At 60.3% G+C, this 26,381-nt stretch carries 24 protein-coding genes; 7 read left to right on the plus strand and 17 right to left on the minus strand.

Annotated elements, in window-relative coordinates; translation table 11 throughout:
* The first annotated feature begins 2 nt into the window (after positions 1-2).
* On the plus strand, positions 3-1,424 hold the full coding sequence (locus ACNAOT_RS10235; RefSeq protein ID WP_420181151.1) for a glycoside hydrolase family 32 protein: 1,422 nt from the start codon (positions 3-5) through the stop codon (positions 1,422-1,424).
* 8 nt (positions 1,425-1,432) lie between these two features.
* On the opposite strand, the gene ACNAOT_RS10240 is transcribed toward ACNAOT_RS10235, so the two are convergent.
* A complete protein-coding gene (locus ACNAOT_RS10240) occupies positions 1,433-2,089 on the minus strand; it encodes an ATP-binding cassette domain-containing protein (protein WP_420180948.1) in 657 nt (218 codons plus the stop codon).
* Between the two features lie 54 nt (positions 2,090-2,143).
* On the opposite strand from ACNAOT_RS10240, the gene aztB reads away from it, so the two are divergent.
* From aztB to aztD, 4 genes are read left to right on the plus strand one after another with little or no spacing between them, the layout of a single operon-like run.
* Positions 2,144-3,028 (plus strand): zinc ABC transporter permease AztB, encoded by an 885-nt coding sequence (gene aztB, locus ACNAOT_RS10245; protein WP_420180949.1) that lies wholly within the window; start codon positions 2,144-2,146, stop codon positions 3,026-3,028.
* A gap of 2 nt (positions 3,029-3,030) precedes the next feature.
* Positions 3,031-4,278: an ABC transporter gene (locus ACNAOT_RS10250; RefSeq protein WP_420180950.1), complete on the plus strand. Its 1,248-nt coding sequence runs from the start codon at positions 3,031-3,033 to the stop codon at positions 4,276-4,278.
* Complete coding sequence (gene aztC, locus ACNAOT_RS10255) at positions 4,275-5,186, plus strand: zinc ABC transporter substrate-binding protein AztC (protein WP_420180951.1); 912 nt, start codon at positions 4,275-4,277, stop codon at positions 5,184-5,186. Before ACNAOT_RS10250 ends, aztC begins: the two co-directional genes overlap by 4 nt.
* Before the next feature lie 32 nt (positions 5,187-5,218).
* Entirely contained in the window at positions 5,219-6,463 is a 1,245-nt protein-coding gene (gene aztD, locus ACNAOT_RS10260; RefSeq protein WP_420180952.1) for a zinc metallochaperone AztD, read from the plus strand.
* Between the two features lie 170 nt (positions 6,464-6,633).
* Here the strand turns inward: aztD and ACNAOT_RS10265 are convergent, their stop codons facing one another.
* Both ACNAOT_RS10265 and ACNAOT_RS10270 read right to left on the minus strand, forming a co-directional pair.
* The gene (locus tag ACNAOT_RS10265) at positions 6,634-8,079 is read right to left on the minus strand and encodes an SLC13 family permease (protein WP_420180953.1); all 1,446 of its coding nucleotides are present in this window, start codon (positions 8,077-8,079) and stop codon (positions 6,634-6,636) included.
* A 12-nt stretch (positions 8,080-8,091) separates the two neighbouring features.
* Positions 8,092-9,210: a PrpF domain-containing protein gene (locus tag ACNAOT_RS10270; protein ID WP_420180954.1), complete on the minus strand. Its 1,119-nt coding sequence runs from the start codon at positions 9,208-9,210 to the stop codon at positions 8,092-8,094.
* Between the two features lie 238 nt (positions 9,211-9,448).
* Between ACNAOT_RS10270 and ACNAOT_RS10275 the strand changes: the two genes are divergently transcribed.
* Positions 9,449-10,387, plus strand: a complete 939-nt coding sequence (locus ACNAOT_RS10275) for a LysR substrate-binding domain-containing protein (protein WP_420180955.1) — start codon at positions 9,449-9,451, stop codon at positions 10,385-10,387.
* On the opposite strand, the gene ACNAOT_RS10280 is transcribed toward ACNAOT_RS10275, so the two are convergent.
* The 3 genes from ACNAOT_RS10280 to ACNAOT_RS10290 all read right to left on the minus strand — a co-directional run bounded on the left by ACNAOT_RS10280 (position 10,378) and on the right by ACNAOT_RS10290 (position 14,388).
* Positions 10,378-11,565 (minus strand): MFS transporter, encoded by a 1,188-nt coding sequence (locus ACNAOT_RS10280; RefSeq protein ID WP_420180956.1) that lies wholly within the window; start codon positions 11,563-11,565, stop codon positions 10,378-10,380. The two genes, ACNAOT_RS10275 and ACNAOT_RS10280, sit on opposite strands and share 10 nt — an antisense overlap.
* Positions 11,566-11,937: 372 nt before the next feature.
* Complete coding sequence (locus ACNAOT_RS10285) at positions 11,938-13,299, minus strand: aspartate aminotransferase family protein (RefSeq protein WP_420180957.1); 1,362 nt, start codon at positions 13,297-13,299, stop codon at positions 11,938-11,940.
* A gap of 30 nt (positions 13,300-13,329) precedes the next feature.
* On the minus strand, positions 13,330-14,388 hold the full coding sequence (locus ACNAOT_RS10290; protein ID WP_420180958.1) for a phosphotransferase: 1,059 nt from the start codon (positions 14,386-14,388) through the stop codon (positions 13,330-13,332).
* Between the two features lie 217 nt (positions 14,389-14,605).
* Between ACNAOT_RS10290 and ACNAOT_RS10295 the strand changes: the two genes are divergently transcribed.
* Complete coding sequence (locus tag ACNAOT_RS10295; protein ID WP_420180959.1) at positions 14,606-15,325, plus strand: haloacid dehalogenase type II; 720 nt, start codon at positions 14,606-14,608, stop codon at positions 15,323-15,325.
* Positions 15,326-15,400: 75 nt separating this feature from the next.
* Here ACNAOT_RS10295 and ACNAOT_RS10300 read toward each other — a convergent pair whose 3' ends face one another.
* The 11 genes from ACNAOT_RS10300 to ACNAOT_RS10350 form a co-directional block, all read right to left on the minus strand.
* A complete protein-coding gene (locus tag ACNAOT_RS10300) occupies positions 15,401-16,075 on the minus strand; it encodes a GntR family transcriptional regulator (protein ID WP_420180960.1) in 675 nt (224 codons plus the stop codon).
* Positions 16,076-16,149: 74 nt separating this feature from the next.
* Positions 16,150-16,917: an amino acid ABC transporter ATP-binding protein gene (locus ACNAOT_RS10305; RefSeq protein ID WP_420180961.1), complete on the minus strand. Its 768-nt coding sequence runs from the start codon at positions 16,915-16,917 to the stop codon at positions 16,150-16,152.
* Positions 16,914-17,810, minus strand: a complete 897-nt coding sequence (locus tag ACNAOT_RS10310) for an amino acid ABC transporter permease (protein WP_420180962.1) — start codon at positions 17,808-17,810, stop codon at positions 16,914-16,916. Before ACNAOT_RS10310 ends, ACNAOT_RS10305 begins: the two co-directional genes overlap by 4 nt.
* Positions 17,811-17,855: 45 nt before the next feature.
* The gene (locus ACNAOT_RS10315) at positions 17,856-18,782 is read right to left on the minus strand and encodes an ABC transporter substrate-binding protein (protein WP_420180963.1); all 927 of its coding nucleotides are present in this window, start codon (positions 18,780-18,782) and stop codon (positions 17,856-17,858) included.
* A 304-nt stretch (positions 18,783-19,086) separates the two neighbouring features.
* Positions 19,087-19,749 (minus strand): GntR family transcriptional regulator, encoded by a 663-nt coding sequence (locus ACNAOT_RS10320; protein ID WP_420180964.1) that lies wholly within the window; start codon positions 19,747-19,749, stop codon positions 19,087-19,089.
* Between the two features lie 25 nt (positions 19,750-19,774).
* Positions 19,775-21,229, minus strand: a complete 1,455-nt coding sequence (locus tag ACNAOT_RS10325) for an NAD-dependent succinate-semialdehyde dehydrogenase (protein WP_420180965.1) — start codon at positions 21,227-21,229, stop codon at positions 19,775-19,777.
* A gap of 48 nt (positions 21,230-21,277) precedes the next feature.
* On the minus strand, positions 21,278-22,411 hold the full coding sequence (locus ACNAOT_RS10330) for an FAD-dependent oxidoreductase (protein WP_420180966.1): 1,134 nt from the start codon (positions 22,409-22,411) through the stop codon (positions 21,278-21,280).
* A gap of 39 nt (positions 22,412-22,450) precedes the next feature.
* Positions 22,451-23,857 carry an NAD(P)/FAD-dependent oxidoreductase gene (locus tag ACNAOT_RS10335; protein WP_420180967.1) on the minus strand — a complete coding sequence of 469 codons (1,407 nt, stop codon included), beginning with the start codon at positions 23,855-23,857 and terminating at the stop codon, positions 22,451-22,453.
* A gap of 30 nt (positions 23,858-23,887) precedes the next feature.
* On the minus strand, positions 23,888-24,622 hold the full coding sequence (locus tag ACNAOT_RS10340; RefSeq protein ID WP_420180968.1) for an SDR family NAD(P)-dependent oxidoreductase: 735 nt from the start codon (positions 24,620-24,622) through the stop codon (positions 23,888-23,890).
* 50 nt (positions 24,623-24,672) lie between these two features.
* Positions 24,673-25,779 carry an alanine racemase gene (locus ACNAOT_RS10345; RefSeq protein WP_420180969.1) on the minus strand — a complete coding sequence of 369 codons (1,107 nt, stop codon included), beginning with the start codon at positions 25,777-25,779 and terminating at the stop codon, positions 24,673-24,675.
* 118 nt (positions 25,780-25,897) lie between these two features.
* Complete coding sequence (locus ACNAOT_RS10350) at positions 25,898-26,368, minus strand: RidA family protein (protein ID WP_402941556.1); 471 nt, start codon at positions 26,366-26,368, stop codon at positions 25,898-25,900.
* Positions 26,369-26,381 lie beyond the last annotated feature (13 nt).

Raw genomic sequence — 26,381 nt, forward strand, 5'->3', positions numbered from 1 at the left:
GGATGCGCCCGGTCTATCACTTCAGCGTGGCCGACAACTGGAAGAACGATCCCCAGCGACCCATCTACTTGGACGGCGAGTACCACTACTACTACTTGTACAACGCCGACTACATCAGTGGCGGTGGCGGCACGTCATGGCGACGGGCCACCACTACCGATCACGTCGCGTTCCGGGACCGCGGTGTCGCCATCCCGAAGTTCAGCAACGGCAACGGTGACTGCTGGTCGGGATGCCTGGTGGTCGATGAGGGAAATACCGCAGGATACGGGGCGGGCGCGGTGATTGCGCTTGTCACCCAGGCGCCGGAGGGCCGGCAGGCACAGTACCTCTGGTACTCCACGGACAGGGGCCGCTCTTTCAAGCCGGGAGGCGAGGCCCCGGTGCTGCCCAACCCGGGGGTGCACGATTTCCGCGATCCCAAGGTTATCTGGGACGAGGAACGTGGGCGGTGGTTCATGGTTAATGCAGAAGGGCAAAAGCTCGGGTTCTACACGTCACCGGACCTGCGGTCCTGGAAGCGTGTTGGCGAGTTCGTGCGCACTGACTTGGGTCTGCTCGAGTGTCCGGACATCTTTCGAATGACGGCCGACGACGGCACCTCGCATTGGGTTCTTGGCACCAGTGCGAACGGCAAGGGTCGCGGACTGCCCGCGACGTATGCGTACTGGACGGGAGCTTTTGACGGCAGTTCCTTCACGCCGGACCATGACGAGCCGGAATGGCTCGATTATGGCTTCGACTTCTACGGTGCAGTGACCTACCCGCATCATGTTGTATCTGGTGCCGAGGACCCAACCCTCCGCCGGGCGATCGGTTGGGCAAATTTCTGGGACTACCCGCACAACACGCCAACCCTTGCCACTGACGGCTATAACGGCGATGACATGATCGTCCGCGATGTCCGGCTCAAGCGTGGAAACGGCACCTACTACCTCGTCTCCGCGCCAACGTCTGCGCTGGGGGACCACGTGAAGCGCACACATCTACTCGGTGATGTGTCGGTTGCTGGTACTCATGATCTGAAGGTTCGCTCAAGCGCCTATGATCTGAGTTGCGAGGTGGTGTGGGATCCGGCCTCGCCGCCGGCCAATCTCGGGCTGGAAGTATGCCGTGCACCAGGCGGGGGCAGGCATGTGGCCGCAGGTGCCTTCCTGCCAGGTCCGTTCACGTACGTCAACCGCCGCCCCACCGTCAACCCCACGGCAGGCGAAACCCAAACACCAATGGACCCCTCCGCCGGGCGCCTGACCATCCGCATCCTCGTGGATCGCACAAGCTTGGAGATGTTCATTGGGGATGGCCGTGTGGTGCATTCGCACCGGGTCTTCCCGCTTGAAGGCGATGACGGCATCCGCCTCTACGCCCATGAAGGAGCGGCGACGTTCCGGGACCTGACCATCCGGGAGCTCAAGGTCGTTTGACGTCAGAGCTAGCTGACGCGTCGACCGCTGATAAGTCTCACGATGCAGTCTGCGGCTTCAATTGATTCTTCGTCATGGCTGACGCAGGCCACTGCTGCACCGCGCGCTGCTTCTGCTGCGAGCATGGCCCTCGTACGCTGCCGGCTCTCCAGATCCAGCCCCGCAGCGGGCTCATCGAGTAGGAAGATCCGTGCACGGCGGGCTATGCCTTGGGCCAGTAGAGCACGCTGTCGTTGGCCTCCGGACAGTGCGTTGAACGGCGATGAGGCGTGTTCCTTGAGCTGAACGCGGGCCAGGGCCTCAGAGACCCGCGCTTTTCGTTCCGCTGCCCCTATTTTGGGGGCGCGGTTTATCGGCGCCCGGCCTGACCGATCGCCCCACGTGCCCATCGTCACCACGTCCTGAACGGTGAGGGGGAGAGCGTCGGGGGTTGTCACCCGTTGGACTACCAAGGCCACGTCGTCCTTGCAGTCCACCGTCCCGCGGGCGGCTTTACGAACCCCCGCAAGGATCTCGATGAGCGTCGATTTGCCTGCTCCATTGGGGCCGGCAATGGCGGTCACTTTGCCCCACTCGAGGTCCAGGTCAACGCCTACCAGCGCTGGAGCGTCACCAAAGCTGAAGTGAAGGTTGCGGGCGCGCAGGGCTGAATTGGAAGAGTTCACACTCGATCCTAATCCTTTTTGATAATGAATCTCAATATGCTTTACAGTGGCTGAGTGCACTGGCTAATTGAACCGTTTACCGCAGACTTCTTCCTCCGGGCCCTCGTCGGTGGTGCCTTCGTCGCAATCATCTGCGGTGTCGTCGGCACCTGGGTCGTCATTCGAGGGATGGCGTTCCTTGGCGAAGCCATCGGTCACGGGATGCTGCCAGGGGTGGCCCTGGCAACAGTAGCCGGCGCCCCGGCAATAGCGGGCGGGGCGGCGAGCGCCGTCGTCATGAGTGCGATGATCAGCCTGCTGCAACGGCGCGGCCGTTTGTCATATGACACCAGCATCGGCCTTCTCTTCGTCTCGATGTTGTCGCTCGGGGTCATTATTGTGTCTCACTCACGCTCTTTTGCCACGGACGCAACTGCCATGCTGTTTGGTGACATCCTCGCCATGGACGATGGTGACCTGCTTGGCCTGTTGCTGGCGGCGACTGCCACAATCTCGATTGCGGTCATCCTTCACCGCAATTTCGTCGCCGCAGCGTTTGATACACGGATCGCACAAACCCTGGGACTCCGTCCGCATGTAGTCCAGTTGGCACTGGTGGGTTTGGTAACCCTTGCTGTTGTGTCGTCCTATCAGGCAGTGGGGTCGCTCCTGGTGGTGGGACTCCTGCTTGCGCCGGCAGTTGCGGCCAGCCCGTGGACACGCAGTATTCCGGCCCGCATGACCGTAGCAGTCGCCTTCGGCATAGTGGCCGTGGCTCTTGGTCTGCTGTGTTCCTGGTATGCCGGCACAGCTGCGGGCGCATCCATCGCCATGGCGGCCATTACGCTGGCTGCCTTATCCGGTATTGGTGGGCACCTCTACGCCGGACACAGCAAGCGGGCGGTCAAAACTCCTGAGCCGGAACCGGCCCCTGACTTTGTATCCCTCACTGGAAAGTAATCATGAACATCCCTATAAAACCGGTGGCACTAGCCACGCTGGCACTGCTCTTGCTTGCGGGGTGCGGCAACCCGTCCACTGCGCAGGCGCCGCAACCTGACGCGAGCGAATCGGCGTCGACCGGTGACGGGCACGGGACGATCACCGGAGTGGCCGAGGTCGCTGAACCGCAGCTTCACCTTGTGGCCATCGACGCCGAAGGCGAAACCTCCATGCTGGACCTCCTGAACGGGACACAGTCCCGGTTGGGGAAGGTCCGCTCTCCAGCTGATGTCAGCACCGACGGGCGTTACGTCTTTGCCGCCAGCAACACCGGTGTTGACATCGTGGACAGTGGCGCGTGGACCTGGGATCACGTGGATCACTTCCACTACTACCGGGGCGCAGCGAGGAATATTGGCAGGGTTGACGGTGAAGGTACTACCACCATTGCCACGGGGCTGCTGTCGACGGCCGGCACAACGGGGATTTTCTTCCCAAACTCCGGGGAGGCGGTACTTCTGGATAATCCGGCGCTCTCCGGCGGGACCATTACCGAGACCCTTCGCTTCAAGACTGAACCGCACGCGGGCTTGATCGCTCCACTGGGCGAAGGGGCGGTGGTCACCGAACCCGGCAATGCAGGGAATGCCGCCCGCCTGCGAGCCATTGACGTCGACGGTAAGGAACTGGCCACCACCGACTGCCCCGCAGCGGCAGGAACTATCACCACCAGGGTGGGATTGGTGGTTGGCTGCTCCGATGGCGCGGTGATCGCCACGATGGAAGGGTCAACGCCAGTGTTCGAAAGGGTTCCCTACCCGCGGGGCGTCGCTGCTCCGGCCACCGAATTCGACGGACGCAAGAGCAGGCCCACGATTGCCGGCCTCAGCACCGATTCCGGGGTCTGGCTCCTGAACACCCGCCAGCGCACGTGGGAATGGCTGCCGACGAGTACCCCCGTTGTCGCCGCCGCAACAGTCGACGACGCCGACCACCACGTGGTGGTCATCGGCGCCGACGGCACGGTTCAGGTATATGACGGATCATCCAAAGAACAGATTGCCAGCACGAAACCGCTGCTGGTCGGATCACTGGCTGATCCGGCCTTCGCCGACAATATTCAGCTCACAGTTGACGCCCAACGCGCCTACGTCAATGCGCCCGCCGAGGGCGTGGTCCATGAAATTGACTATGCCGATAACGCCCGGATTGCCCGGACCCTCGAGTTGCCTACGAAGCCCGTCCATTTCGTGGAGACCGGCCGATGAGGCGGGCGGCACTACTTGCCCTCGCCGCGGTGGCCGGGCTGGTTCTGTCGGGTTGCTCCCAACCCGGGACTCCGGAGAAGCCGCAGGTAGTGGTGACAACCAACATCCTGGGTGACATCACGAAAGAGGTCCTTGGCGACCAGGCCGAAGTAACTACTCTCATGCAACCCAACGCTGATCCGCACTCCTTTGAAATATCGGCGCAACAGGCTGCCCTCATGGGCAGCGCAGACCTGGTGGTTTCCAATGGCCTCGGCCTGGAGGAAGGGCTGCAGCAACACCTGGACAGGGCCGCGAAAGCCGGTGCACCGGTAATGGCGGCGGGTGAGGTGATCGACGTCGTGCCTTACAGTTCCGGTGATGCTGAAGGGGCGCCGGACCCTCACTTCTGGACCGACCCGGCAGCGGTGATCGACGTCGTGGACGCCGTAGAGGGTGCGGCACGCGATATCGAAGGAATCGACTCCGCCCGGCTTTCGGCCAGTGCAGGGGCTTATCGGGACAAGCTCACTCAACTGGACACGGAAATGACTGGCGCATTTGCTGCCATCCCCAAGGAACGCCGGGCCTTGGTCACAAACCACCACGTTTTTGGCTACCTTGCCAAACGATTCGACTTCCGGATTATTGGTGCGGTCATCCCCGGGGGGACCACTTTGGCGGCACCGAGTGCTGCTGATCTGCGCCAACTCAGCGAGGCCATCCGTGGTGCCGGCGTCCCCACCATTTTTGCGGACTCGTCCCAGCCCGACCGGCTGGTGCAAGTCCTCGCTAACGAAGCCGGCGTTAAGGTCCAGGTCGCGGAGCTCTTCACCGAATCCCTGACAGGACCCGACGGCGGCGCAGCAACCTACCTGGACATGATGCGCACCAATACCGAGCGCATTGTCACCGGGCTCAAGCCTTGATCACTTCACCCGCTCTTTAACACCACAACAGAATGAGGAACCCTTACATGCTCCGCCAAAGAAGAACCCGCCTGGGTGGCATCGCACTGATTGCCGGGATGACGCTCCTGGCCTCCGCCTGCGCCAACACCACACCAGGCAGCACAACTCCAGCCGGTACATCCGAGACGCCCGGCGCATCTTCCACGGATTCGGTCGAAGCGCACGGACGCGTCGCCATCTCCTACCCGGGAGGCATCAGCGTCCTGGATAGCAAAACATTGGAAGTCGTCAAGAAATTCGACTCCGAGGAGTTCACCAGGCTGAACGCAGCTGGGGACGGTCGCCATGTTTTCGTCACCACCAAGGCAGGCTTCCAGCTGCTGGACACGGTGGAACCGAAGCTCACCGATCTGCAGGTTGACGCGACGGCTGCCGGCCACGTGGTCCGGCACGCCGGCAACACCGTCCTGTTCGACGACGGGACGGGCACCACCACCATCCTGAAGACCGACGAGCTCGCCAAGGCTGAGGGTGCTGTGCCTGCGGCACAGACGTACAAGGCTGACTCCGCACACCATGGTGTGTCGATTGTTCTGGAGGACGGGAAGCTTCTCACCACCATCGGAGACAAGACTTCACGCAGCGGCGCTATGGCACTCGAATCCCACGGCGACCACTGGGACAAAGTGGCCGAAAGCAAAGAATGCCCGGGCATCCATGGCGAGGGAACTGCAGCCGGCGAGGCAGTGATCTTCGGCTGCGAGGATGGTGCCCTGCTATACCACCACGGCAAATTCGAGAAGTTCACGGCACCGGACAAATACGGCCGGATGGGCAATGCATTCGTTTCCGAGACCAGCCCCATCGTGGTGGGTGATTACAAGACTGATCCTGACGCTGAAGGCTACCTTCTTAACTCGGTGGCGCTGATCGACACCGAAAAGCACACCTTCAACGTGGTCAAGCTCCCCGAAACCGTCCAGTACACGTTCCGGGATGTAGCCCGGGGGCCGGGAGACCTGGCCTACATCCTCTCCACGGACGGCTCAATCCATGTGCTTGATCCCAAGGACGGGAAGATTGTCAACGAGTTCCCTGTGATCAAGGCCTGGGAAGGCCCGGCCGATTGGCAGGACGCCCACCCCGCCATCGTGGTCAACGGCAACATCGCCTATGTCACTGAACCGGCAGCAAACACTGTTCATTCAGTGGATCTGACCACCGGGAAGGTCACGGCATCGTCCAAGCTTGACGTAGTGCCCAACGAAATCGCCATCACCCTCGGATCGCACTGACCTTTAACATCTGAAGCACAAACAAGGGCAGGACCACCAATGGGTGGTCCTGCCCTTGTTGCGTTGGGTCACGCTCCTGCGCCCGTCGATCGGGCTACCTGTTGCGATGGTGTGCGGGAGCGCTTCCCTACGTTTGCCGAACTGTTTCGTCGGCGTGTATCCACCCGGAGCTACATGATGCCCGTGGGAACCAGCAGCGCCCAGGCAAGTGCGGGTGCTACCAGGACTACTCCGCCTGCGTACATCATCAGCTGTTTGTAGACGCGCTGACGGTCGTCTTCACGGGCGTTGGCTACCACCAGTGCTCCGTCGGTGGAAAACGGCGATACGTCAACGACAGTTGCTGCGATGGCGAGGGCAGCCACTGTCCCCGACGCACTGAGTGAGCTCGTCGCAAGCAGTGGACCGGCCAAGGGGATGAAGGCCGTCAGGAGTGCGGTGGACGAGGCGAAGGCGGAGCCGACACCGATCACGTAGCAGAGCACCAAGGCGATGAGGAGCGGTGCTCCGAGTGCAAGGGCTTGCTCGGCGAGGGTATCGATGACTCCGACGTGCTGAAGGAGGGAAACGTAGGTGATCATGCCGGCGACGAGCAGTACGGTGGACCAGGAGACTCCACCGATGAACGTCTGGTGCTCCTTGATGTTGACCAACGCCAGCAGGAGTCCCGCTGAGAGCGCGACGAAGCCGATCGGCATGTGGAAGCCCAAAGCGCAGACGAGCATGGCCACGATGAGTCCCAAGGTGAGGATCTGCTGGCCGTGAGGCCGGGTGGCCCGTGCCTCGAGGTCGGCGCGCTGGCCGGCAGCGCCGTCGCGAAGTTTGCCCAGGAGGGCGAAGAGGACCACGGTGAGGACTGACAGGATGAGATTCAGCGCGAAGCTCGCTCCGAAAAGCGCGCCTTGGGAGATCGGGAAGCCGTTCTTCACAGCGATGTCATGCACCAGAACGCCGGCCACAGAGAGCGGGGAGAAACCGCCGGCGTGAGCTCCGTTGATGATGAAGGCGCCCATGAGGACCGGGTGGATGCGCGATTCGTAGGCCAGTCCGATTGCGGCGGGTGCCAGTAGCGCTACGGCGGCGGGAGAGAACGTGCCCAAAGCAGTGAGTGATGCTGCCAGGAGGAAGAATACCCACGGCAGAAGCAGTGTTTTTCCGCGAACAAGCCGGACGCAGTTCTGGACGATGATGTCTATGGTCCCGTTCCTCTGGGCCATGCTGAAGAAGTACGTGACACCAATGATCGTGATCACGATGTTGGCGGGGAAATCGGCCAGGATCTCCTTGTCGGTCATACCGAGCATGAAGTAGCCCACGCCGAAGGAGGCCACGAGTCCCATGACGCCGATGTTCAAAGGCCATTTCGTTGCGACGACGAACATCACCACGAGGATTACCAGCGGGATGATCTGGGTGGCTGTCATGGTCGGCTCCGATTCCGGGGTAGCCGCCGGGTTGAAGATGACACCCCCGAACAGGATGGCAGCCAGACCCAGGATGACAGAAGCGGCAACCGTTATGAGCAGGATACGGCGGCGGTTGTTGGGGCGCTGGGAAGGTTCTTCCCGGATGTCGCTCTCAGCTTCGGGCGCTGGTTTGAAAATAGTCTTAGCCATGGTGTTTTCTCCTCATCGAGTGGCTGTTGCTAGTGGGGCTTCGACGACGTTGCCGAGAGTCTCCGGGAGATGAATGATGCTGGAGGCGATGGTGCGCGCTGTTCGGTCGACGCCCACCAGGACGGACCCGTCTTGTTCCTCGCTCCAGGTTTCGATGACGCCGGCAGGCGTCCTGAGTTTCAGAACTGATTCGTCTGTGGTGCCGGTGATGGTGTTCAGCACGGTGCCGGGCGTACGGGCTGCGAGCGTAAGCGCAATGCTGCCGGTGATGGCCAGGGCGGGATGCGGTTTGCCCATGGAGAGCATCATGACGTTGACGTCATTTTCCGCCTCGGGCCCTTCGGGAGGCCCAATGATTGCGAGCTTGGGAACAGCCCGCGCGGCCTGAGCGGGAGTGGCCGCCATTCCCATCCGGACGGCTGCCTCGCGACGGATAATATCCAAGGTGTCCAGTTGCAATTCGACGCCGGCTTTCCACGTGTCATAGCGGGCAGTGTCCAATCCAAGCTCCTCAGCCCGCACCATGACCACCGGTGCGCCGGCATCCACCATGGAAACCGTCCAGTGGGTTCCTCCGGCAACGATCGTGTCAGTCGCAGAGCCGGTGGGAAGCAGCAGTCCGGTGGTCTTACCTGCCGGATTCTGGAATCCGAGGCCCACCCGGTAGCCGGGAAACACGACGCCGGGCATCTGTGCATCCGGGACGATCGGCAGGGCCCCGGCGGGAGTTGAAACCCGCTGAATGATGATCTGGCCCGTGTTGGTATTCCTGGTGACGATCCGGGTGGAATCGCCATCGGGCACTACCCACCCTTTCTCGATAGCGTAGAGACCCACCACCGCCGAGCAGTTCCCGCAGTTGCTGCCCCAGTCAACTGCTGCTTCTTCGATGCCCACTTGGGCGAAAGTGAATTCGACATCCACGTCCTGGTCCGCCGGGCGGCTCAGGATCATCGCCTTACTGGTGGTTGAAGTAGCCCCGCCCACGCCATCGATCTGCCGGGAATCGGGGCTTCCGAAGAGTCGCGGCAGGAGATCGTCCAGGTCGGCGCCTGCCCTCTCCAAGTGGTCCGTTTCAAACACCCAGCACTTGCTGGTGCCCCCGCGCATCCATTCCGCTTCGATCTTCATTGTGTTCCCTGCTTTCCCGTGGCACTTAGTGAACTTTTGGCCTATTACGAGAATGATGCGGATCACATATGAAGACAATGTTGGATATATGAGGGGGAGTGTAGGAACTCTTCATTCATTGAGAGACGGACCCAAATGATTCTTGGATGGCTGCTGCCATGCTGTCATTTCATCCGTAACTCCCTCGTCAGAGCAGCAGACTGCATAGAATGAACTAAAGAAGGAGAAGGGTGAAGCCTTGCTTAACGATGAGAATTTGGATTTGTTCGATATCCGGCGGCTTGCCCTCCTGGTGGAGGTGGTTGAGCAGGGATCGATCACGGCGGCGGCTGACATCATGATGTATTCGCCCTCAGCCGTCTCGCAGCAGCTGCGAAAGTTGGAGCAGGAGGTAGGGCAACCCCTCCTCAACCGCAGATCCCGCGGAGTGGTTCCCACTGAGGCGGGTCAGGTGCTGGCGGGGCATGCTCGGAAAATTGTCGGACAGATGAGAGCAGCGAGGTCTGACCTGGGCCAGATCGCCGGTTTGGGGCGTGGCTCGTTGACGGTGGGTACGTTCCCCACGCTGGCCGGTTCCTTCTTGCCATTGGTGATCCGCGCGTTCAAAAAGCGATACCCGGCGATTGGCCTCTCCGTGCGCAGCGCGCGCTTCGATGAGCTCGTCTCAGACCTGGAGTCCGGAGTGACGGGACTGTGCTTGCTCTGGGACTATCCCTGGAACCGGTTCAACGACGAGGCCATTCGGATCACGGAGGTGTTCCAGGAGAGCACGGTTATCCTCGTGGCCAAGGGGCACCCTCTGGCGGACCGTGATGAAGTGACCATGAAAGAACTCCGAAAGGAGTCATGGATAGTCCGCGCGGAGGCACACCCTGTAGTAGAGGTACTTCAGCGGTCCGCCCACGACGCCGGCTTTGAGCCGACCATCGGGTTCCTTGCCAATGATTACCAAGAGGCTCAGGCCATGGTCAGCGTTGGAATGGGCGTGGCGATGGTCCCCAAAACAGCAGTGGCCCTGCAACATCCGGACGTCAGGATCCTAAGTCTCGGTGCTGACGCCCCACTGCGCCGGGTTCTTCTGGCCCAGCGCCAGGACAAGGTGTATGCGCCCGCTGAGGTAGCCTTCCACTCAACCCTTCTGGAGATTGCCCGTGAACGTGGCAGCGACTATCTCTGAGGCGTTGCCCCACCTTGGGCAGCATGCAGGTCCTGTCGAAGTGAATGGTGCACGGAAGATGTGGGGACGAAAAGCCGGATGAACGCAGCTGTGATGGCCCCGAGCGCGGACAGGAAGATCCAGGGAGCGAGGGCGGTGGCTGACGGCGTGTAGGCGAGTTCGTAAAGGGGAGCAAGGGCCGTGTTGCCCAGGACAACCGCCAGGCCTCCAGCGCTTGCCAGTAAGCCATAGTACGCGCCGGTGGGGCGTCCAGCCGCGAACTCCAGGACCAGGCCCATGGCGACGGGCAACACACACATGTTGCCCAGTGCTGTACCCGTCACCAGCACTAGGGCTGGAAGGATCGGCAGCCAGTTCGGCGGGGGAAAAATCGCCAGAACTCCCAATGATGCGAAGCCGAGGGACTGCAAGGCGAAACCTAGGGGAAGGGCGATCCTGGGTCCGGCTTTCCGCATGAGGCCTGCTATTGGCCACTGCAAAGTGATGGTCAGAATAGATGCGTAGGCAAAGACGAGCGCCAGTGAGCTTGCGCCGGCCCCGCTCCGCTCGAGTTCTACCGGAAGTCCGAAGTACAGCTGGTTGGTCGCCACCAGGTTGACGCTGAAAAAGGCCGCGAACCCGATGAACTTTTTGTCCTTCAGGCAGGACCAGAGGTTCGACGGCGGCACGCGGCCAGTTGGTTCGGCAGGAGTTTTGGTCGTGCAGGCGGTCTTTGGCAGGAAGAGCCAAAAGACCACAGCCATCAGGGCAAAGACAGCGGCCCCGGTCAGCAGTGCGGTGTCGAAGCCTGTGGCGAGGAGAAGTGATCCCAGCAGCGGACCCACAACAACGCCTACTTCTCCACAGATCACAAGCAACGCAAACAGGCTGGACCTGTTGTTCTGCCCGGCGGCATTGCTTCCGGCGCGGTCGGTGTTCTTGGAAGAACCGCGCCCGGCCGCAGCACCGACTAGGCTTTGCAATGCTGGGGAGAACAATGCCCCGCCTATCCCGGTGACCACGGCTCCGATCAGGAACAGGGTGAAGTCAGCAGCCCAAGCCAGGAGCAAGAATCCGGTAATGCGGACAAGGCATCCCGTGATCATGGACTGACGTGCTCCCCATCGGTCTGCAAGCGCCCCACCGAACAGGAACATTCCCTGTTGGGCGAAGGTGCGTGCCCCCCAGGACGATGCCAATCGCCATCGCGCCCATTCCAAAGTCGTTTCGCATGGCCACCGCAAGGAAGGGTACAACTGCGTAGAAGCCGATGTTGAAAATGAGTTGACTGGCGAGCAGCAATTGCGGAGCGGGTTGAGCCCTTGCAGGACGTAACCCAGTGCGTTTCGAACGAAGGGTGCGCGCCGCCGTCGGACTCATCTTTCGCTGCCGTATGTCGGGGCTGGCCATGGTGGATCCTTATCTAACGGCGCTGGACTCCATCAGCCTATCAAGAATGAGTCGCAATAACGCTTGTATTTCGAACTGCGTCTGGTGCGGTAGGCGAGGGCGCCTTCCTCGGGAGGAAGGCGCCCCTGATCGCTGTCTGTCGCGCCCGGTTGAGTGTGGGATCAGCGCAAGTTTGTGAATGCCTTGGCCATGCCCTCTATCAGGCGATCAGCATCGCTGCTGGAGAACGGCATGGGTGGGCGCAGTTTCAGGACGTTGCCTTGGGCGCCGCAGGCAGAGATGAGAATTCGATCCTGGCGCAAGGAATTAACAATTTCAGTTGCTGCCACCCCATCGGGTGACAGGGTGGCTCGGTCGGTGACGAGATCGACCCCAATAAAGAAACCGCTACCGCGAACTTCTGCGACCTGTTCCAGGCCGTGCGAAAGACTCTTCAGCTCGGAGATGATCTTTCCGCCCACCTTCAGGGCGTTCTCAATGAGTGATTCCTCGCGGATGACATCCAGGACTGCCTGAGCGGCAGCGATCGCTACTGAGTTCCCGCCGAACGTGTTGAAGTACCGGATATTCTTTCCGAACTCCACGAGGAGTTCGGGCTTGAAAATCGCTGCCGCTACGGGGATGCCGTTGCCCATGGGCTTGCCAATGGTCACGATATCCGGGACGATTCCGTGGCGCTGGAAGCCCCACCATTCCTGGCCGGTACGGCCAAAGCCCGGCTGCACTTCATCGGCGATATACAAGCCGCCCGCAGCATGGACCTCATCGATGATGGGGTGGAGGAAGCCTGTCGGCCCGGCGAAAACACCGTCCGAAGAAAAAATGCTGTCGGCAATGAACGCAGCTACTCCGATTCCGTGCCGGTGCAGGTCAGCGATGGCGGCACGTACCTGATCCCTCAGGTGCTCCCCCAGGGAGCCTTTGTCCGAGGCGTGCCGCAGGGCATCCGGCGCGTCGATGACGCGGACGTTCGCGCCCAGCGGTACGCCGACACCCAGCGACGGCGAGAAAGATGACACTTCGGCGGTGAGCCCGTGGTACGCGCCGGAGGTGACGATGATGCCTTGGTTTCCCGTTGCATACTTGGCGACGCGCATGGCCAAATCGTTGGCTTCGGACCCGGTGCAAGTGAACATGACATGGCCAAGTTCGGCAGGGAATGTAGCAAGCAGCTGTTCGGAGTATTCGAGAATGGACTCCTGGACGTAGCGGGTGTTGGTGTTCAGCGTCTGCATCTGCTGGTGCACGGCTTCGATGACACGAGGGTGGGCGTGGCCGACGGACGGAACGTTGTTGTAGACGTCGAGGTAGTCATTGCCGTCCCGGTCGAACAGCGTCACGCCCTTGCCACGAACGATTTCCAAGGGTTCGTCATAGAAAAGCCGGTAGCTCGGTCCCAGGCTTTGGTCCCGGCGTCGAATGCTTTTCTGCATCTGCTCCGGGAGTTCATTGAGGCGGTTCGGGTCAAAGCCGTTGATCATGGCCCGGGATGGCTTGCGAATGGTCTGGGGAGCGTTGCTCACGATGTCTCCTTGAATGCTGGTGGGTCGGGTTCAGGTGGTGGTGTGGAGTTTTGGTGCGGGCACTGCAGCTGTGAAGGCCAGACGTTCCCAGTCCGGCTTTGAATGGGAGAGAAGGTAGTCCCGTCTTTGGGGAAGCTGGCTGGCCCGCCACTGCGTTATCAGGGCCCGCAGCAGGAGGCGGGCCTTGGCTGAGACAATAAGGGCTTCCAGCTCCCGGGCAGGCAGCGGGCGGATGCTTAGGAAGCCATCCATGACGTGGAGAGCCTGTTCCCAAGGACTCTCGGGAACCGCCCCCAGAAGATTTGCCATAGTCACGCTGAGATCGAAGATCACGGGGGTTCGTACAACATCCCCAAAGTCGATAATCCCGGCCACATAGTCTGGCTTATGCGGATCGACCAGAACGTTGAAGGGGCTGAAATCCCCGTGGACAACCTGGGTGGAGAGGGTATCCAGAAGAGGAGCGACCTTTGCATCGAACTGATCGAAAATCTGCTCGGCCAGTCCGCGTCTCTGCTTCTCATCGATGTAGTCAAGCAAAGGACGCAGCCGGTGGAAGTGTTTAAGGTCCCAAAGGAGCATCCGGTCGGCGCGGGGATGGTCAAAACCCTGTAAGGCAAGGCCAAGTTGGGCAAGGCTTGAGCCCACTGATTGAAGCTGGCCTGCCGACGCCGAATGGTTGGCCAGGAGCGCTCCAGGCATGAAGCGCATTACCCGCAGTACGCGGCTAAAAGGACCATCGGTTGCCGCGAGGAGGACTTGAGGATTCCCGCTGCGGCTCCTCACGAGACGCTGTACGGGAAGTTCAGGGGCGGTCCGCTCCAAATGCTCCATGCATGCCGTCTGCAGTTCGACAATCAGCGGATCCTCATCGGCTGGTGAGACCTTGACCAAGTACGTTTCTTCTCCGTCGTGGAGTCTGAAGGTGTCATCTTTCTCCGTTGGAATACGTATAAGCGTTCCCTTTAGTTCGTAGAACTGTTGAAGTAGCTCCAAGACGTTGGGGTCCGTGAGCTGTGACTGCGAAGTTAGAAGCCCGCTTTCCGATGCCACGGCTTCGATAAAGGCAGAATCGGTAGTGACATCCATGTCTTAGGCTCCTGCCGTCCAGCGGGGAATGGGTGAACATTGAACGGCCTCATTTGCTGTTCAACAGTTATACAAGGATGCCAGTGATAGGGCTACGGGTCAACTGTAGAACTGTTGACAATTTGAGCGACGCAGTCTTAGTCTCGACCCATAGCGCTGTAACGATCAGGATGACGAAGTCCTGGGGCGTTGGCATTTCCACCGGAGAGGCCGCCGCATGAACGGCCTCTGGACCTACGGACACACAAAGAACGGACGACTCATGGCAGACAGCAATTCACGGCCGAAGTACATCTCCTTTGACATCTACGGCACGTTGATCAACTGGGATACTGATTTCACCACCCGCCAGCTTCTCGCGGGCCGCTTGCCTGACGAGCAGTGGCCCGCGTTCAAGAAGGTGTTCCGCGGGTACCGATTCGACGAAGTTCTCGGCGATTACAAACCCTATGAACAGATCCTTCAGAATTCCTTCGATAGGGTCTGCAAGTTCTTCGGCATCGGGTCGACCCCTGGTGCAGGTGCGGTATTCGCGGAGGCGGTCCGCGGCTTTAGCGCCCACGACGATGTGCCGGCTCCGTTGAAACTCATGGGCGATAACTACAAGTTAGTGGCTCTGTCCAATGCTGACGACAGCTTCCTGGACATCAGCATTCCCAAACTCGGCGCCGATTACCATGCAGTCTTAACCGCTGAGCAGGCCCAGGCTTACAAGCCTCGATACCAGGCCTTCGAATTCATGCTGGACACCCTGAATGCCAGGCCGGAGGACTTCCTGCACATCGCCTCGCACACGCGGTATGACATGCATCCCATGCACGACATGGGCTTCCGTAACCTGTGGGTGCTGGACCGTGGTTATGACCCCATTACTGGGGGCTACGACTACAACTCTGTGAAGTCATTGGACGAGATTAACCACTACCTCGGCCTCTAAGAGGCTGGGCTCCAAAGACCGTTGCTAAACCATCAAGCCCGGCCTGGGAACGTCCAGGTCGGGCTTGACGTTGCCCTAGTTGGCTGAATGTCTCTGGGCGACAACCTGACGAATTGATTCCCGATACTGGATGATCGTGTCCGAGATGACCTTTTCGGCCAGGACGGGGTCGCGGGAGTCGAGCGCATCAACGATGTTCTGGTGCTCAGCTTCCAGTGAGTCCGGATCCTCGTACTCATGGTTCTCAATTGACAGCACAAACATGAAGTACCGCAATTCGGTCACCAGTTGCTGATAGAAGATCCGCAATTTTTGGCTTCCGAGCAGTCCTACAATCGCACTGTGAACCGCAAGGTCCTTCTCGACAATTTTGAAAGGGTCTCCGCTTTTCAAGACCAAGCGGAATTCCTCCATGGCTGCATGCACTTCATCCATGGACGTGGTTTCGGAAATGCTCCGTGCCGCCGTGGTTTCCAGGTGATATCTCGCGTTATAGACGTCCATTATCTCAGCGTCCGTGGGATCCCACACGATTGCGCCCTGGTTCGCACGATGACGAATGAGACCGCCCGCTTGGACTATGCGGACGGCCTCGCGAACAGTATTCCTGGAAAGCCCCAAATTCTCGGCGAGCAGGCTCTCCCTCAAGCGTTCACCGGGTTTTAGACCTCCGCTGAGGATCATCGCGGTGAGGCCATCTGCGACCTGCTGCACCGTAGATGAATGGACAATTTTTATCTGCTCAACCATGGCTTCATGCTACAGGTGATATCAACTGTAGTGCTGTAGACCACCTTTTCGATGACAATGGGAGACGTCCATGGTTAGAGGACCTGTTTGAGGAAGGTTTGGGTGCGGGGTTCTTTGGGGTTGGTGAGGATTTCGCGGGCGTCGCCGCGTTCTACGACGTTGCCTTCGTCCATGAAGATCAGGGAGTCGGCTACTTCGCGGGCGAAGCCCATTTCGTGGGTGACGACGACCATGGTCATGCCTTTTTTGGCGAGGTCTTGCATGACGTTGAGGACTTCGCCGACTTTTTCGGGGTCCAGGGCGGAGGTGGGTTCGTCGAAGAGGATGATTTCGGGGTTCATGGCCAGGGAGCGGGCGATGGCGACGCGTTGTTGTTGGCCGCCGGAGAGTTCGGCTGGGTAGCGGTCTCCGAAGGCTTCGAGGCCGACGCTGGTGAGGAGTTCCTGGGCTTGTTTGGCTGATTGTTTTTTGTCGGCGTGTTTGACCAGGACGGGTCCTGCCATGACGTTGTCGCGGGCGGTCATGTTGGGGAAGAGGTTGAAGGATTGGAAGACCATGCCGACGCGGGTGCGTTGTTGGGCGAGTTTTTTGGGGGGGAGTGCGTGGTAGGCGGTGTCGGTTTCGTAGTAGCCGAAGTCTTCGCCGTTGACTTTGAGGATGCCGGAGTCGACGGTTTCGAGGCCGTTGATGCAGCGTAGGAGGGTGGATTTGCCGGAGCCGGAGGGGCCGATGATGCAGCAGATTTCTCCGCTGGCGATGTCGAGGTCGACGTCTTTGAGGACTGTTTTTGGTCCGAAGGATTTGCGGATTTTTTGGGCGTGGATGGTGCCGTCAGCGTTCATCGTGCGATGCCTTCCGGTGCGGTGAGTGTCACTTTGCGGGCTTTGCGGGGGATCCGGGCGGAGGTGTGGGAGTATTTTTGTTCGAGTTTTGATTGGGGGTAGCTCAGGAGCATGGTCATGACCAGGTACCAGAGGCTGGCGACGATGAGCAGGGGGATGGTTTCGTAGGTGCGGGCGTAGATGAGTTGGGCGCTTTGGAGGAGTTCTGCTACGCCGAGGACGGAGACCAGGGAGGTGCCTTTGAACATGCCGATGACTTGGTTGCCGGTGGCGGGGATGATCGAGGGCATGGCTTGGGGGATGATGACTTTGCGCATTTTCATGGCTCCGCTCATGCCCAGGGAGTCGGCGGCTTCGATTTGGCCTTTGCCCACTGAGGAGAATCCGCCGCGGATGATTTCGGCCATGTAGGCGGCTTCGTTCAGGGTCAGGCCGATCAGGGCTGCGGTGATGGGGCCCATGAGGGCGTTGGTGTCGATCGCGGTGCCGATGTCGGTGAAGGGGATGCCGATGCTTAGGTTCGGGTAGAGGGCGGAGAGGTTGAACCAAAAGATCAGTTGGACCAGGACCGGGGTTCCGCGGAAGATCGTGATGTAGACCCCTGCGAGGGCGGCGATGGGTTTGATGGTGGAGGCCCGCATGATGGCCAGGCCCAGTCCCAGGAGGGTGCCCAGGGCCATGCTGGCCACGGTGAGGAAGATGGTGAGCATCAGCCCGCGGAGGATCGATTCGTGCGTGAAGTATTTCGCGACGACGTCCCATTTGAAGTTCGGGTTAGTCGCGACCGAACTCAGGACACCGATCCCGACCAGGATGCACACGACCCAGGAAACGTACTCAAACGTGCTGCGCCGCTTCAACCGCGGCTTCAACGCCGAATCCAAACCGCTCATCACTTTGCTTCTTTCCAAAATCACTTGCTTCATCGGAGAGCTTTCTCAGCGGATGGCCGCTTCGGTGATGGCTGATTCGTGGAGGCCCCAGTAGTCCAGGGATTGCTTGTATTGGGGGGTTTCGAGGACGGACTGGATGGCTTTTTGCAGTGCTGGCGTTAGGGGTGATCCCTTTTTCAGACCCATGGCGACGTTGGTGTTGGTGCGGGTGTCCATTCTGGGTTCAAGCATGACGAAGTGGTCTGGTTGTTGGACTTGTGCCCACGCCAGGCCGCTGGCGTCGTAGAAGACACCGTCCATACGTTTGGAGTCCAGTTGGGTCAGGGCTTCCTGGACATTGGGCAGTGTTACTGCATTGATGGCCGGTTTGCCTTTCTCTTCGCAGGTCCATTTGGAGACGTTAGGCAGGTGTTTGAGTTGCTGTGTGGAGCCTTTGGTGACGGCGATATTCTTGCCGCAGAGGGTGTCGTTGGTCAGGTTCTGCGGGTTGCCTACAGGTACGGCGATGGCGGAGCCGCCTTTGAGGTAGTTGATCATGTCCAGGACCTTGAGGCGTTCTTCGGTGGCGGACATGGTGGTGGCAGTGAAATCGAAGCGGCCGCCGTCGATGCCGGGGATGATGGTGTCGAAAGCGGTGTTTTCGAACTTCAGTTTCAGTCCGAGCTTTTTTGCTACCAGGCGGGCGAGGTCCGGGTTCACGCCGATGGGTGTGGTGTTGTCCTCGGCGAGGAATGTCATGGGCGGGGAACTGAGGTCCATCGCGACTGTGAGCTCGCCTTTAGCCTTGTAGGACTCGGGTAGCAGCGCGGCAGCGTCGGGGTCTGCCTGGACGCCTTCTGAGATGTCGCGGGTGTTCTGGGTTTTGGGGATGTCCGTGGCCTGGCTGCCGGCGGCCGTGCCGCCGCAAGCGCTCACGGCCAGCAGGACAGCAAGCCCTGTCGCCGCGGTCTGGAGTTTATGGTTGGTCTTCATGTTGTTTCCCTTCAAGGAATCAGGGGCAATGCCGCCTGAAGTACGTTTCTTAATTGCTTCCGCGTGCCGCATCGGTGGGACAGGCGAAGGGGAATCTCGTGCTTTGGCGAGATGTGACTTAGGTCTCGGCTCTAGTGCTATGAAACGCTCTTTATCCGCGATTGTCAACAGTTCAACAGTTGAGCTGCAACTTAAAAGGCAGCGCTTTCAGGAGGGGAAATGGCCAAGGGGTAGTGGCCGGCAGAAAAGTTGGAAGTCAAGCAGCGGTTTTGCTGGCAGGGCTTCCTGGATCATCCGCTGGACGTCAGGCAGGGTCCGTGGCTTGAGCGCCCAGCGCATTGTGGAATTGGCTCAGCATTTCCTTGCGGTAGCCCTCGATGTCGCCCACCAAAGCAAGCTCTGCCAACTTGTCGTGTTCAACGGCAATTTGATGGAGGTCGCTGTAAGTGGGGTGATCCGCGGCGAAGTAGAGGCGCAGCTTGTTCTCCCAACCATTCCAGAGACTTTGTAGTGCTGAGTTTCCGGAGAATTCGTAGAACAGCCGATGGAAGCGAAGGTGGGCATCAATGCTCGCCGGGATATCGTTTGTGTCCGTTGCCCGGTAAAATTCCTCGATGGTTTGTTTGAGGCGAAGCCGTTCCGCATCCCGCAGTGTCGGGGCAGCAAGCTCAGCAGCATAAGGTTCAACAAGCATGCGGATCGATGCGATCTCGGCAACATCCCGAGCACTTACCTCCACGACGAATGACCCCCGGAAGGGCACCTTTACCACGAGGCCTTCTTCTTCAAGCTTGGTCAACGCCTCACGCAGTGGCGAACGACTAATGCCGAGATCCGCGGCGATGTGCGTTTCGCGCAGTTGTTCACCGGGGGAGACGGTTCCGTCCAGGATCGCGGAACGGAGCACACGATAGACGCCATCCGGCGTGGTCGTCCGCTGTTCCTGCCACTCAAACCTGCGATCCACCGTGCGCCTCCTCGTCGATTGTCGATTATACCGCCAGCGCCGTGTACTTGTGCTCCAGGTATTCGTCGATGCCTACTTTTCCACCTTCCCGGCCAAGGCCGGATTGCTTGACGCCACCAAAGGGTGCCGCCGGGTTGGAAACAAGCCCGGTGTTGAGGCCGACCATGCCTACCTCAAGCTGAGAGGAGAACTGCATGCCTTTATCAACGCTCTCGGTGAACACGTAGCCCACCAGGCCCCAATCAGTGTCGTTGGCAAGGCGAAGAACTTCTTCCTCGCTGTCGAAAGGCGTGATCGCAGCCACCGGACCGAAGATCTCCGTACTCATCAGATCGGAGTCCAGAGCCACATCCACCAGCACCGTGGGGGAGTAGAAATAGCCGGGACCTTCCGGGCGTCTGCCGCCGGTTAGGATACGTGCACCCTTGCTGACGGCGTCAGCCACCAGGCTTTCGACCTTCTCCAAGCCTTTTCGGTCGATGAGGGGTCCGACGTCGGTACCAGCCTCAGCGCCGTTGCCCACCTGAAGTTCCGACATCCTTTTAGAGAACTTTTCGGCAAATTCTTCGACGACGGAACGGTGTACGAAGAAGCGGTTCGCGGCGGTGCAGGCTTCGCCCATGTTGCGCATTTTGGCTTTCAGCGCGCCTTCGACGGCCTTTTCGATGTCTGCATCGGCCAGAACGATGAAGGGGGCGTTTCCTCCGAGTTCCATGGAGGAACGCATGACGTTGGTTGCCGCTTGACGCAGCAATGTCTTGCCCACCTCGGTAGAGCCGGTGAAGCTTACCTTGCGGGCGATGCCGTTGCTCATCCAGTGATCCACCACGCTTGAGGCTTTGGAAGTGGTGACGACATTCAATACCCCATCAGGCAGGCCGGCCTCGCGGAAGATCTCCACAAGGGCGAGAGAGGTGAGCGGAGTCAAAGCCGCGGGTTTAAAGACCATGGTGCAGCCGGCTGCTACGGCAGGCGCGATTTTGCGGGCGCCCATGGCAAGCGGGAAATTCCATGGGGTAACCAGTACGCACGGACCGATGGGTTCTTTGGTGATCATGATCCTTGTGGTGCCGTCGGTGGCGGTGGTGCTATCGCCGCTGATGCGGACAGCTTCTTCGGAGAACCAGCGGAGCATATCGGCGCCGTAGGCCACTTCGCCCCGGGCTTCTGAAAGGGGCTTGCCCATCTCCGCTGTCATGATTGCCGCTAACCGTTCGGTGTTGGCGATCACGAGCTCGAAGGCCCGCCTAAGGATGTCGGCCCGCTCACGGGGCGTGGACTTTCCCCAGGCGGCCTGTGCCCGCCCAGCTGCTGTGATGGCAAGGGCTGCATCCTCAGGGCCACCGTTGGCAACGTGGGCAATAATTTCGTTCGTGGCTGGATTCTCCACCGGGAAGGTGGCTGAACTGGCCGCCCCTTGCCATTCACCGTCGATGAATAGCTCAGTGCGAAGAGCGGAGGGGTCAAATGTAGTGGTCATTTCACGCTTTCAGGTTGTGGGGAGTGGTGGCAGTGGTTATGGCTGGAATTAGGCGGTCCTGAACCGTTCCGGGCGCACGAAATCCAGACCTTCGATGGGTTGTTTACCGAGCGCTTCATGCGCGGCGATGTGGCCGTACCCGGTGGCGTTCTTGAATCCGCCTCCGGAGAAGCCTGTGGCGAAATAGATCCGGCTTGATTTGCTAATCCATCCCAACAGCGGGTTGCGGTCCTTGGTATAGAGGTCCGGAAACGCGTCTGAGCGGACAATGGTGGGAATCAGGCCCGGGATGAAGTCCGAGACCGTTTCCAAGGTTTCGGCGATTTCGGCTTCAGAAAGTTCCCTGGGGAAGACGTCGGGATCACCGGTCACTGTTCCCCGGCCATCCAAGGTGGCCTTGACTGTTACCCCGTCGACGGTGGGGGCTCCATATATTGCGCGGTCCTCGTACATACGACTAAAGATGGGGAATTTCTCCGGCGCGAAGTGGGCTGCATCGCGGGCAACGAACCACGACAGGAAGACCCTGCGTGTTTCGGTGTGCGCCTTAAGATAGTCAGGCATGAGTCGCTGGGACCAGCCCCCCGAGGCGACGATGACGTTCTCGAAGCTCCAGGACCTGTTGCCTGAGGTGATGACAACGCCATCATCGGTTTCGCTGATGCTGTCGATCGGGGTGTTGATGTGCACGGTAGTCCCATTGGCTTCCGCGGCGCCGATAGCGGCAGTGACAGCCCGGTCCGTGCGCAGGACCCCTGCATTCGGGTCGTAGACTGCGACGTCATCTGCGCGGAGCTTGTGCTGCGGATAACGTTCGGTGAGGTCTTCGCGACTGAGAATTTCGTGGGCAGCCCCGTTGAGATGCGCAGTTTGCAGGAGCCTGTTGATGTAAAAGCCGTTTGCGGTGCCAATGGACAGTCCGCCGCACCGCGTGAGGATGTCCTGTCCCGTTTCCGCTTCCAGTTCAGCCCAAAGATCACGGGAGCGTTCCAAGATGGGGTAGAGGCTGGGGGAGCCGAGGTAGATCATGCGGAACAGACGGGTGTCACCACCCACGGCACTTCTACCGTGGGCGGGTGAGTGTGCCTCGAACCCGGTGACGGCGTCAGTCAGCCGAGAGGCCTGCCACAAGGCCATGCTGCCAATGCTGCCCAGTCCAATGACTGCGAGTTTTCCATCCATGGGTTGTTCACTCCTTCAAGTGTCAGATGTAGCGGCGGCCTATTCGTGAAGCCCGGCGAGCCTGCTGCCGAATTTGGCCAGCAATGACGTCTTGGTGGAATCCCGGTGCTCTTCCCACGTGTCTGCAAGGCCGAAGAGGCTGTACATGCTGTGGACTCCAAGCCAGCGGATGGGTTCGGGTTCCCACTTTCGTGCCCGGTATCCCACCCAGGGAAGGGACGTTCGTTCGGTCTTTTGTTCGAAGGCCAGTTCCACCAAGGTTCTGCCGCCCAGGAACGCTGCGGTCACGCCGTGCCCTGCATAACCGGTAGACGAACCGATCCCGGCTGTTTGATCCCATTGGACGCCGCCGTTCCAGTCGCGCGTAACGCCCAGAACTCCGGACCAGGCATGATCCACGTCGAAGTCGATCTCCGGGAAAAACGAACGAAGCTTGGTGGACAGCAGATCAACCGTGGACTGGGGGGTTGAGCCTGCGCCGCCCGTCCCCGAGCCGTAGCGGTAAGGTTTGCCTCGGCCGCCGATGGCGATGCGCCCGTCCGCTGTTCGTTGCGAATAGATGAAGGTGTGCGCGGAATCGCTGAGGCACTGCGGGCCATTCCAGCCGATCTGCTGCCACGCTTGGTCTGACAACGGCTTGGTGACGATCATCGAGGAGTTTATTGGTATCAGGCTCCTGTTGCCGAGCAGTGCTCCGGAGTAGCCCTCGGTGCAGATGAAGGTCTTTGTCGCAGTAACCCGCCCGCTGTCGAGGGTGAGGGTGTTGCCGTTGATGCTGCTGACGCGGCTGCCCTCGTAGATGCTGACCCCCATGGAGGTGAGGGTGTCGGCGAGTCCGTAGACGAGTTTTGCCGGGTTAAGCCGGGCGCAGTGCTTGTAGACGAGGCCGCCGTGGACGGTGGAGATGTTGATGTGTTTCCGGAAGTCTTCACGGCCGATCAGATAGACATCGTCTTCGGTCAATCCGTACTTCCAGTCGGCGTCACGTCTGGCGACCAGCCGCCCAAGCCCGGCTTCTGTGTGGGCAGCGACCAGCGCGCCGCTCTTGTGCTGATCTGCATCTATGCCTTCAGAGCGCAGGATCTCCAGGACAGCGTCGACGCCGGCGACGAACTCCCGCTGCAAGGCGCGGCTGGCCTCGACGCCTCCGTTGGATGTGCGGGCGAACCTGGCGCGGTTTCCTGCCGGCATGGCAGAGAGCCAGCCGCCGTTCCGGCCGGAGGCGCCGTAGCCTATCTGCTCTGCTTCAAAAACGGCCACCGTGAGTGAGGGCTCGAGCTTCTTGGCGAAGTACGCTGCCCACAGGCCCGTGTAGCCGCCCCCGACAATGGCCAGGTCTACGGCTTGGTCTCCTGCGAAGTGTGGGTAGGCGTGGCGCTTGTTTTCGAGACCGGCCATCCAGAAGCCGAGGTCTCCGTTTCGGGGTGCTGCCGCGACGGTTGTCATTGTTGATCCTTCTTTGGGTGGAAACGGTGATCAGAAGGCGGTGTAGCCGCCGTCGACGGGGAGTACTGCTCCGGTGATGTACGAGGATTCCGGTGACGCCATGAAGAGGATGGCGTCGGCGATCTCTTCGGGGGTGGCGAGGCGTTGGAGCGGGATTTGGCCTTCGCGCTGCCGACGGTAGGCTTCGGGGTCATCCCTGCGTTGGAACGATGCCTCGATGACAGGGGTCACAGTCAGCCCGGGGGCGACGACGTTGACGCGGATGTTCCGTGAAGCCCACTCGATGGCGGCGCCCTTGGCCAACATGATGAGGCCGCCCTTGGCGGCGGAGTACATGACTTCATCGGGCTTGCCCACTATGCCGAGCCGTGAGCTGACCAGGACGAACGAGCCTCCGGCGGCGGGCATCAGGGGTGCGAAGTGCTTCATCATCAGGAACGAGCTGAGCAGGTTGCTGTGAAGCACGTTCTTCGCGTCGTCGTAGCTCATCCCTATCAGGGGGCCGCTGACTTGCAGTCCGTGGTTAAGGACAACCACGTCCACAGTGCCGAACGACTCTGCAGCCTGGCTGGCCAGGCTTTCGACGAACGCTTCGTCATTGAGGTCGCCGGGGACGTACAGGTCCTCTGGCTGGGCGCTGTGAAGTTGTTCCCTGCGGCCAGTCAGGAGCAGACGCGCCCCTTCACGGCGGAAATGTGAACTCACTGCCTCGCCGATTCCGCTGCTGGCTCCGGTTACTACAGCCGTGGTCTTTTCAAGTCTCATGTCGGTCACTCCGTTGTGATGTAGGTGCTTGGTGAAGCGCTGGTAATGGATCAGCTGAGGAATCCACGCGCGTCCACTTTCCAGCGCTCCAGAGAGGTGCCCGTACTGTCGGTGACGATCAGCTCTTCGAAGTTGATGATTACGGGGCAAACGTGGTTGGGCACGATCGGAAGCACGGCGCCGATGCCTGGACTGAAGTCGCTGGCGGGCAATGGAAGGAAGCCGTGATACTCGTTGAGCTTGGACAGCACTGCCTGGGTACCGGCGACGGAACCGTAACCGATCTCAGCATTGCCCTCCCGACTGAGTGCCTTGGTGCCTACGTCGAGGATGACTTGATCGGGAACCCAATCGCTGACTACCGTGCCAGCGACGAACAGTGCGATTTGATCCTCTGTGCAGGCACCTAACCTGGTGTTGTTGAGGTCGTTGAAGACGTATTCGCCGGGCCGGATCTCGGTGATGATGCTGCTGGTTGCGTATTCGATGGTGGGAGTGGAGCCCGCGCTGACCACATCGGCTGTGATGCCTGCGCCGTTGAAGCTGCGCACGGCGTCGGTTAGCGCGGCTTCCTGATCCATTGCGGCTTGCTTTCGGGCTTCCCGGCGGGAACTGCCATGGCCCGGGTAGGTGAAGACGCCTACCGGTACCAGGCCTCTCTTGCGGGCGGCAACGGCGAGGTCGCCGGCTGCCTCGGGCGGTGCGCCGGAACGGCGGGCACCGCAGTCGACCTCAATCACGACTTCCAGACGCCCGGCTTCAGAGCCCATCGCATCTGCCAGGGCATCGACTGCCGCAAAATTATCGACGCCGACCCTTAGCCGGGTGGTGACGGCAAGTTTTCGGATCCGCACGCCCTTGGTCCCTGAAGGCCAGATCGGGTAGGCGATGAAAATGTCATCGAAGCCAGCCGCAGCAAACACCTCTGCCTCACCCACATTGCCTGCGGTGATTCCGACAGCACCGGCTTTTACCTGGCGCCGGCCGATTTCGACACACTTGTGCGTCTTAACGTGCGGCCTGACGTCGAGATTGCGCAGGGTGGCGAAGGCTTGCATGCGATCGATATTTTCTTGCATCACATCGACCAACACGATCGGCGCCGGAGTATCGATCCGGTCGAGCAAGCTGTCCAGTGCTTGTTGAAGCCTGTTCACGCTGTTCTCCTCATGAAGTACGTAATTGGTGGAGGAGAGCGTAAACAGGCTCCCTCGTTTGCTTGTGGACCGGGACTCCGGTTCACCGGGTCCCGGTCCAAGCCGCTGTTCGGAGTTCCTAGACAGCCGTGCAGATCATCTGGATTTCGACAGGCGTATTGAGCGGTAGCCCAACGACGCCAATGGCGGTCCGTGCATGCCGTCCGTTCTCACCCAATACCTCAATGAGCAATTCGCTGGCCGCGTTGGCCACCCGCGACTGCAGACCAAAGTCGGGCGTGCTGGCAACAAAGACCAGCATCTGAACAATTCGAACCCGCTCCAGATCCCCCACTGCCTGGACAGCGGCCGCGAGGCAGTTCAGCACCGCATGGCGTGCAAGCTCCCGTGCCGTCTCCAGATCCACATCCCGGCCAACAATCCCTTGCCCCAGCAGTACGCCGTCCTTGAAAGGCAGCTGGCCCGAGATATGGATGCCCGCACCCACACCCCGGTGGTCTACGTAGTACGGGTTATCAGCAAGGAGCGGCAAATCAAGGCCCAGGGCCTCAAGCCGATCCGAAGCCGAACTCGCCTTGGTGACGCTCATCCGGACAGGCTCC

Origin of the sequence: Paenarthrobacter sp. TA1.8 (genome assembly GCF_048595705.1) — a bacterium.
Taxonomy (GTDB): Bacteria; Actinomycetota; Actinomycetes; order Actinomycetales; family Micrococcaceae; genus Arthrobacter; species Arthrobacter nitroguajacolicus.

Excerpts from the sequence above, each read along its gene's own strand:
- ACNAOT_RS10315 (WP_420180963.1), bottom strand. The coding sequence starts at position 18,782 with ATGAAGACCAACCATAAACTCCAGACCGCGGCGACAGGGCTTGCTGTC.
- ACNAOT_RS10295 (WP_420180959.1), top strand. The coding sequence starts at position 14,606 with ATGAACGGCCTCTGGACCTACGGACACACAAAGAACGGACGACTCATG.
- ACNAOT_RS10325 (WP_420180965.1), bottom strand. The coding sequence starts at position 21,229 with ATGACCACTACATTTGACCCCTCCGCTCTTCGCACTGAGCTATTCATC.
- aztC (WP_420180951.1), top strand. The coding sequence starts at position 4,275 with ATGAGGCGGGCGGCACTACTTGCCCTCGCCGCGGTGGCCGGGCTGGTT.
- ACNAOT_RS10310 (WP_420180962.1), bottom strand. The coding sequence starts at position 17,810 with ATGAGCGGTTTGGATTCGGCGTTGAAGCCGCGGTTGAAGCGGCGCAGC.
- ACNAOT_RS10335 (WP_420180967.1), bottom strand. The coding sequence starts at position 23,857 with ATGACAACCGTCGCGGCAGCACCCCGAAACGGAGACCTCGGCTTCTGG.
- ACNAOT_RS10330 (WP_420180966.1), bottom strand. The coding sequence starts at position 22,411 with ATGGATGGAAAACTCGCAGTCATTGGACTGGGCAGCATTGGCAGCATG.
- ACNAOT_RS10350 (WP_402941556.1), bottom strand. The coding sequence starts at position 26,368 with ATGAGCGTCACCAAGGCGAGTTCGGCTTCGGATCGGCTTGAGGCCCTG.
- aztD (WP_420180952.1), top strand. The coding sequence starts at position 5,219 with ATGAGGAACCCTTACATGCTCCGCCAAAGAAGAACCCGCCTGGGTGGC.
- ACNAOT_RS10340 (WP_420180968.1), bottom strand. The coding sequence starts at position 24,622 with ATGAGACTTGAAAAGACCACGGCTGTAGTAACCGGAGCCAGCAGCGGA.
- ACNAOT_RS10250 (WP_420180950.1), top strand. The coding sequence starts at position 3,031 with ATGAACATCCCTATAAAACCGGTGGCACTAGCCACGCTGGCACTGCTC.
- ACNAOT_RS10305 (WP_420180961.1), bottom strand. The coding sequence starts at position 16,917 with ATGAACGCTGACGGCACCATCCACGCCCAAAAAATCCGCAAATCCTTC.
- ACNAOT_RS10235 (WP_420181151.1), top strand. The coding sequence starts at position 3 with ATGCGCCCGGTCTATCACTTCAGCGTGGCCGACAACTGGAAGAACGAT.
- ACNAOT_RS10270 (WP_420180954.1), bottom strand. The coding sequence starts at position 9,210 with ATGAAGATCGAAGCGGAATGGATGCGCGGGGGCACCAGCAAGTGCTGG.
- ACNAOT_RS10265 (WP_420180953.1), bottom strand. The coding sequence starts at position 8,079 with ATGGCTAAGACTATTTTCAAACCAGCGCCCGAAGCTGAGAGCGACATC.
- ACNAOT_RS10290 (WP_420180958.1), bottom strand. The coding sequence starts at position 14,388 with ATGGATGTCACTACCGATTCTGCCTTTATCGAAGCCGTGGCATCGGAA.
- ACNAOT_RS10300 (WP_420180960.1), bottom strand. The coding sequence starts at position 16,075 with ATGGTTGAGCAGATAAAAATTGTCCATTCATCTACGGTGCAGCAGGTC.